The sequence below is a fragment of the Pseudomonas sp. R62 genome (genome assembly GCF_000257605.1).
Taxonomy (GTDB): Bacteria; Pseudomonadota; Gammaproteobacteria; order Pseudomonadales; family Pseudomonadaceae; genus Aquipseudomonas; species Aquipseudomonas atacamensis.
On record NZ_JH635998.1, the window covers coordinates 712,706 to 719,005 of the forward strand.

General features: G+C 62.7%; 4 protein-coding genes. 3 read left to right on the forward strand and 1 reads right to left on the reverse strand.

Annotated elements, in window-relative coordinates; all coding sequences use genetic code 11:
* A partial coding sequence (gene rapA / locus OQK_RS04680) for an RNA polymerase-associated protein RapA (protein WP_016771348.1) occupies positions 1-2,768 on the forward strand: 2,768 nt, incomplete at its 5' end.
* Between the two features lie 191 nt (positions 2,769-2,959).
* Here rapA and OQK_RS04685 read toward each other — a convergent pair.
* A complete protein-coding gene (locus OQK_RS04685; protein WP_016771349.1) occupies positions 2,960-4,309 on the reverse strand; it encodes a spinster family MFS transporter in 1,350 nt (449 codons plus the stop codon).
* Positions 4,310-4,610: 301 nt separating this feature from the next.
* Between OQK_RS04685 and OQK_RS04690 the strand changes: the two genes are divergently transcribed.
* Entirely contained in the window at positions 4,611-4,979 is a 369-nt protein-coding gene (locus tag OQK_RS04690; protein ID WP_016771350.1) for a YkgJ family cysteine cluster protein, read from the forward strand.
* Between the two features lie 150 nt (positions 4,980-5,129).
* Positions 5,130-6,300: MHYT domain-containing protein (locus OQK_RS04695; RefSeq protein WP_038860561.1), on the forward strand; the 1,171-nt coding region annotated here is incomplete at its 3' end.

The window sequence follows — 6,300 nt, forward strand, 5'->3', positions numbered from 1 at the left end:
AGGACGGCCGCTTGCTGACCGTGCTTTACCCGGCCACTGGCGAAACCCGCCAGTACGCGCTACGGAATGCGCCCCTGACCCGCGTGCGGTTTTCGCCGGGCGACTCCATCACCCATTTCGAAGGCTGGAAGATGACCGTGCAGCAGGTCGACGACGTCGACGGGCTGATGGTCTACCACGGTCTCAACGGGCAGAACGAGGTCGTCACCCTGCCGGAAACCCAGCTGTCGAACTTCATTCAGTTCCGTCTGGCCAGCGACCGCCTGTTCGCCGGGCAGATCGACCCGCTGCCGTGGTTCTCCCTGCGCTACAACACTCTTGAACACACCAGCCGCCAGTTGCAGTCCTCGCTGTGGGGCCTGGGTGGCGTGCGTGCGCAACCGATCGCGCACCAGTTGCACATCGCCCGCGAAGTCGCCGACCGTATCGCCCCGCGCGTATTGCTGGCGGACGAAGTGGGTCTGGGTAAAACCATCGAAGCCGGTCTGGTCATCCATCGCCAACTGCTTTCGGGGCGCGCCAACCGCGTGCTGATCCTGGTCCCGGAAAACCTGCAGCATCAGTGGCTGGTGGAGATGCGCCGCCGCTTCAATCTGCAGGTCGCGCTGTTCGACGAAGAACGCTTTATCGAAAGCGATGCCACCAACCCGTTCGAAGACACGCAACTGGCGCTGGTCGCGCTGGAGTGGCTGGTCGACGACGAGAAGGCGCAGGACGCCTTGTTCGCTGCCGGTTGGGACCTGATGGTGGTCGACGAAGCGCACCACCTGGTCTGGCATGAAGACAAAGCCAGCGCGGAATACTCGCTGGTCGAGCAACTGGCCGAAGTCATTCCCGGCGTGCTGCTGCTCACCGCCACCCCGGAACAACTCGGTCAGGACAGCCACTTCGCCCGTCTGCGCCTGCTCGACCCGAACCGTTTCCACGACCTGGCCGCGTTCCGCGCCGAGAGCGACAACTATCGCCCGGTCGCCGAAGCGGTGCAGGAACTGCTCGACAAGGGCCGCCTCTCGGCCGAAGCGCACAAGACCATTCACGGTTTCCTCGGCAACGAAGGCGAAGCCCTGCTCACCGCCGTCAACGATGGCGATACTGAAGCCAGCGCCCGCCTCGTCCGTGAACTGCTCGATCGCCACGGCACCGGCCGCGTGCTGTTCCGCAACACCCGCGCCGCCGTGCAGGGTTTCCCGGAGCGCAAACTGCATCCGTACCCGCTGCCGTGCCCCGACGAATACCTCGAACTGCCGCTGGGCGAACACGCCGAGCTGTACCCGGAAGTCAGCTTCCAGGCCCAGCCGGAAGCCAGTGAAGAAGAGCGCTGGTGGAAATTCGATCCGCGCGTCGAGTGGCTGATCGATCAGCTGAAAATGCTCAAGCGTACCAAAGTGCTGGTGATCTGCGCCCACGCCGAAACCGCGATGGATCTGGAAGACGCGCTGCGCGTGCGTTCCGGCATCCCGGCCACGGTGTTCCACGAAGGCATGAACATCCTCGAGCGTGACCGCGCCGCCGCCTACTTCGCTGATGAAGAGTTCGGCGCGCAAGTGCTGATCTGCTCGGAAATCGGCAGTGAGGGTCGCAACTTCCAGTTCGCTCACCACCTGGTGCTGTTCGATCTGCCGTCGCACCCGGACCTGCTCGAGCAGCGCATCGGCCGTCTTGACCGTATCGGCCAGAAGCACATCATCGAACTGCACGTGCCGTACCTGGAAACCAGCCCGCAAGAGCGCCTGTTCCAGTGGTACCACGAAGCGCTTAACGCCTTCCTCAACACCTGCCCGACCGGCAACGCCTTGCAGCATCAGTTCGGCCCGCGCCTGCTGCCGCTGCTTGAAGAAGCCGATGACGGCGAGTGGCAAGCGCTGATCGACGAAGCACGCGCCGAGCGTGAACGTCTCGAAGCCGAGCTGCACACTGGCCGCGACCGTCTGCTGGAACTCAACTCCGGTGGCGCTGGCGAAGGTGAAGCGCTGGTCGAGGCGATCCTCGAGCAGGACGACCAGTTCGCCCTGCCGATCTACATGGAAACCCTGTTCGACGCCTTCGGCATCGACAGCGAAGACCATTCGGAAAACGCTCTGATCCTCAAGCCGAGCGAGAAGATGCTCGACGCCAGTTTCCCGCTGGGCGACGACGAAGGCGTGACCATCACCTACGACCGCAATCAGGCGCTATCGCGCGAAGATATGCAGTTCATCACCTGGGAACACCCTATGGTGCAAGGCGGCATGGATCTGGTGCTGTCCGGCTCGATGGGCAACACCGCCGTCGCGCTGATCAAGAACAAGGCGTTGAAGCCGGGCACCGTGTTGCTGGAATTGCTGTACGTCAGCGAAGTGGTCGCACCGCGCTCGCTGCAACTGGGTCGCTACCTGCCACCGGCGGCGCTGCGTTGCCTGCTCGATGCCAATGGTAATGACCTGTCGCCACGGGTGTCGTTCGAAACCCTCAACGATCAGCTGGAAAGCGTGCCACGAGCCAGCGCCAACAAGTTCATCCAGGCCCAGCGCGATCAGCTGACGCCACGGATCAATGCCGGCGAAGAAAAGATCGCGCCGCGGCACGCCGAGCGTGTGGCTGAAGCGCGCCGTCGTCTGGCCGCCGACACTGACGAAGAACTGGCGCGCCTGACCGCGTTGCAAGCGGTCAACCCGACCGTGCGCGACAGCGAACTGCAGGCGTTGCGCACTCAGCGTGAGCAGGGTCTGGCGATGCTCGACAAAGCGGCGTTGCGCCTGGAAGCGATTCGGGTGCTGGTAGCGGGTTAACCGCCCCGCTTCACCGCTGAAAACCAAGAGGCCCGCAGTGATGCGGGCGGATCGTTCCCACGCTCTGCGTGGGAATGCAGCCCGGGACGCTCCGCGTCCCTACCGAAGCTGGAACGCAGAGCGTCCCTCGAGGCATTCCCACGCAGAGCGTGGGAACGATCATGTGGGAGCGAGCCTGCTCGCGAAAACGGTCAGGCAGTCGCCGCAGAAATTTCTGGCTCAACCACCGCCACCAATCCCTCCTTCATCCGCTGCGCATCCCGGACAAAACACCGCGATGCCAGAAACAGAAAGACCATCGTCAGGAACAGCGCCACCGGGATCAGGTACATCGCGTCGTGCAGGCCAACAGCCTTGAACGCTTCGGTCATCTGCTCAGCCCCCGCCGCCAGCATCGCCGTATGCGCGAAGTGATCCGACAGACCACCCACGACCACCGGACCCAACCCGCCGCCGAGCAGATACAGACCGGCAAAGAACAACGCCATCGCCGTGGCCCGCAGACGCGGTTCGACCACGTCCTGAATCGCCGTGTACACGCAGGTATAAAAGTTGTAAGCGAACAGCCAGCCGACGCTGAACACCGCGACGAACACACCGATCTCGATGCGCCCGGCATGCAGCGCCCACGCCGTACACAGGGTCGAAATGATCAGACTGAACGCGGCAAACAGCAGCCGCCCACTGGCGAAACGCTGATGAATCTTGTCGGCAATCCAGCCGCCGAGGGTCAATCCGACCAGTCCGGTGACGCCGACGATGACACCGGTGGCCACCGCCGCCTCCTGCAACGGCATGAGGAAATAGCGTTGCAGCATCGGCACCAGAAACGAGTTACAGGCATAGGTCGCGAAGTTGAAGCACAGCCCGGCCATGACCAGCCACAGGAAGGTCGGCACAGCGAGCACGCGGCGGATCGGTTTGTCGACTTTCTCCTGCGAGACCTGCACCGATTCCGCCGCACCGCGCTTAGGCTCTTTGATGAAGAACATGAACACCGCGAGGATCAGCCCCGGCACGGCAGCGATGAAGAACGGCGCGCGCCAGCTGTCGAACGCCTTGACCATCGCGCCGATGGTGAAGAACGCCAGCAACAGCCCCAGCGGCAGGCCAAGCATGAAAATACCCATAGCCCGCGCCCGACGGTGCGCCGGAAACAGATCGCCGATCAGCGAGTTGGCCGCTGGTGCGTAACTGGCTTCGCCGATGCCGATGCCCATGCGCACGATGAGAAAACTCCAGAAACTGCCGACCATGCCGTTGACCGCAGTCAGCGCACTCCAGGTCGCCAGCCCCCAGCCCATCAGTTTGCTGCGTGAACCGGTGTCGGCCATGCGCCCCAGTGGCAGGCCGGCAATGGCGTAAACGATGGTGAACGCAGTGCCGATGATGCCCAGCTGAAAGTCGCTGAGGTGCCATTCCATGCGGATCGGTTCGATGATGATCGCCGGGATGGTGCGGTCGAAGAAATTGAACAGGTTGGCGAGGAACAGCAGGAACAGAATGCGCCAGGCATTCGCCGCTTGGGTCGAGTTCTGCATGGGTCCGTCTCTTTATTGTTATGAGGGCTTCACTGCCAGCGCGTCGAGCCCGGAACCTGCAATCTAGTCAGCCGCGCGGGGGCTGTCTGTCATCATTCGTCAGCCTGATATCGACCCATCGCACTGTAACGAAACGTAAGCCCTTGATAACTCTGGAATCCCCCGCCATACGGGGCTTTCGCGGCAAAATCCGGCGACAAAAAAATAGTTTCGCGCCCCCCTTCCCAACGCCATGGCAAAGCCTAGAATGGCCGCCGGATCCGTCCGGATCTTCCGATCAATCCCTTTGATACCCCCGCCCATGTCCGAAGCCAGTCCGTGTCTGAATTGCGGTGCCTGCTGTTCCCATTTTCGCGTGTCTTTTTTCTGGGGTGAGTGCTCATCCGCTGGCGGGACGGTGCCCGATGAACTGGTCGCGCAGATCACTCCGAGCCGGGTAGCGATGATCGGCACCGATCGCAAGCCCACACGTTGCACGTCTCTGGCGGGTGAGGTCGGCAGCGCTGTGGCCTGCACGATCTACGACAAGCGCTCGAGCACCTGCCGCGAGTTCGAGGCGTCATGGGAGAACGGCGAGCACAATCCCGACTGCGACAAGGCCCGCGCCGCCCACGGCTTGCCACCCTTGCCGCCACACTGGAACGACCTGCCGCTGGAGCGCATTGCCTGAGCCTTAGCGCGAATCGCTATGAGGCTAATGGCAAAATCATTACCACCAATATGCCACTACGGCTTGCAGCCGGAAAACCGCCTCTATACTGCTTTCATTCGCCTGCGTTGATTGACGCACGGGCCAGATGAATCCGAGACGGGGCATGCTATGGAGTGGCTTGGTTTGCAGTTTGTTGCCGAGCTGCCGGCGAGCGGGCAGATTCTCCTCGATTGCAGCCACAACCCTTTGCTGGTGATGGTGGCCTATCTGGTCGCCTGCGCGGCGAGCTTCGCCACCCTGGACATGGCAGAGCGCCTGGTGCATGCCGAAGACCCGGGGTCGCGGCGGATCTGGCGCTGGATCGGCGCGACCTGCCTGGCCGGCGGCATCTGGGCCATGCACTTCATCGGCATGCTGGCCTTCCAGACCCCCATCGATATTCAGTACGACCTCGGCATTACCCTCTTGTCGTTGCTGATCGCCCTGCTCGCCTCTTGGCTGGCCATGCACACCCTCAGTGAGGTGCAGCCGAGCGCGTTGCATTGCCTGAAGACCGCGTGTGTCATCGGTTTGGGCATCGCTGGCATGCATTACGTCGGCATGGCCGCGATGAAGTCGAGCGCCACCGCCTACTACCAGCCGGAGCTGTTCGCGCTGTCGGTGCTGATTGCCATCGGCGCCAGTTTCGCCGCACTGTGGGTGGCGCGCTATCTGAGTGAAGGCAGCGGCGTGGCACATCAGTTGCTCAAGTACAGCGCGGCGCTGATTCTCGGCGCCGGCATCATCAGCATGCACTTCACCGGCATGGCTGCGCTGGATCTGGTGCTTCCCGAAGGCGCTCTGGCAGCGAGCGGCGGCGACACGGGCCATCTGCAACTGGGCCTGACCGTAGCGCTGATCATCCTGTTGATTCTCGGCAGTGCGATCAGCGCCGCCCTCGCCGACAAAAAGCTGCAGAACAAGGAAAACGACCTGCGCCGGCTCAACGCCCTGCTCAGCCAACTCGATCAGGCGCGCATGTCTTTGCAGCAAGCGGCCAATTACGACGCGCTGACCAATCTGATCAACCGCCGTGGTTTCAATCAGATGTTCGCCGAAAAACTCAGCCAGAAAACCAGCGAGGGCGGCATGCTCGCGGTGATGTTTCTCGACATCGACCACTTCAAGCGCATCAACGACAGCCTCGGCCATGACGCCGGTGACGCGCTGCTCAAAGTCATCGCCCAGCACATCAAGAGCTCGGTGCGCAGCCACGAAGACGTGGTCGCGCGATTTGGCGGCGACGAGTTCTGCATCCTCATCAGCCTGCGCGACCGCGAAGAGGCGCGCGGTATGGCCC